Here is a 1,531-nt window from a genome sequence, read left to right on the forward strand (position 1 = left end):
CTGCCGTCTTGCTGTTAGCCGGCTCGCACCGCAGCGCGCCTAACAATTCGTCCAAGCCGACGCCGCTTCGCGGCGCGGCTTAACTCAGGTGTTAGGCCGCGAAAGGAACTCTTCCTGTGTGCAAGCCTCTTTTTCCTGTGTCATTGATTCTCTGCGCGATGGGAACTGTCGGCTGTACGGAGCGCATCTCTGCTTACGATGTCGATGTGCCGAATTGTCCGCAAGTTCGCGTGGTGGCCGCCGGCTGGTTCGAGTCCTACGAGATTGAGGTCGATATTGAAGGGAGGGAGCCCACGCTCTTGGTCCCCCAAATAGACATGCCACAGGATGTCTCTCAGTACGTGAAATATGCTCGCCCCTCGCCGTCTGGCGTTGATATCGGTATCGTCGAGTCCAACTATGCTCGGGACGTCTACATTCGCTTGTCAGAATCGTGCGTGGTTAAAACGGTCAGAGTCGCGCCCTAACAATTCGTCCAAGCCGACGCCGCTTCGCGGCGCGGCTTAACTCAGGTGTTAGGCGGGCAGCAGTGAGCCTCTAGGCTGGTGACGTTCTACTTGGCTTCGTGCATCGGCCGCGCTCATGCAAAGGCACCGTAGCTTTCGTCGCAGCGCTCGCAAGTTCTCTCGGGACGGTTGGCTGCCTTCGGCCGCATCGGGCCTCGGGCTCTTCCGGCTCGCGCCCTCGCCGCTCTTTCGGGCGTTACTCCGTAACGCACTGCCCGCTGGTGCCGGGCGCTTGTCGTGCACCGCCGCCAGGTTGACTGCCTTCGGCCACCTCCTGCTGACCCTTCTGCCTGTTGCTGTGCCGCCCTGCCCGGCCTCCGGCTCTGGTCTCGGCCGTTGTCTCTTTTCCGGCTCCGGCCGGTATGCTGCAGCCTAACTATTCGTTCAAGCCGACGCCGCTTCGCGGCGCGGCTTAACTCAGGTGTTAGGCCTCAATGACACACTTCGACCGTCTCACTACAGATACTTGGACCGTGGCGTTCCCGAGCGACTGGGAGGATCAGTCCGAGGGCGATACGACATACTTCGAGTCGCCTGATGGCACGAAGGGCTTCTACCTGGCCCTCTGGTACATGGGCGAGGAAGAGAGTCGCTCCCCTGCTCAGCTCGTTGATGTGTTTCTCGCTACCGAGCTGGACGGACTGCTTGGCGGATCAGACGAGAGGGAGCTTCTGCGCCGGCATATCGAACCGGCCGGGGACTCGGTTGTCTGCACATGGGACACGCTGGCTCGGCCAAATGCCTACCGAGTGGCTGGGAAGATCCACGCCCGCGGCAATTACGTGCTTCGGGCCACTTTCCACGACTACGATTGCGAGGACTACGATGCGTCTCTCGAGTACTTCGAGCCCATCATCGCCTCCCTTGCGCTGGTTGAGGCCTAACAATTCGTCCAAGCCGACGCCGCTTCGCGGCGCGGCTTAACTCAGGTGTTAGGTGCACAGGGAGGGAACGGTGAGCTTGAGGCGTTGTTTTCGCGAACCCACGCCCGCGGTGTTTGGAGCTGCTCGCGCGCTCGAAGAAGC

Annotated in this window: 1 protein-coding gene; it reads left to right on the forward strand. The window is 61.1% G+C overall.

Annotated elements, in window-relative coordinates; translation table 11 throughout:
• Positions 1 to 979: 979 nt before the first annotated feature.
• Positions 980 to 1,390 carry a hypothetical protein gene (locus ACFFGH_RS34315; protein WP_386677438.1) on the forward strand — a complete coding sequence of 137 codons (411 nt, stop codon included), beginning with the start codon at positions 980 to 982 and terminating at the stop codon, positions 1,388 to 1,390.
• The last annotated feature ends 141 nt before the right edge of the window (positions 1,391 to 1,531 follow it).

Source organism: Lysobacter korlensis (assembly GCF_042434515.1).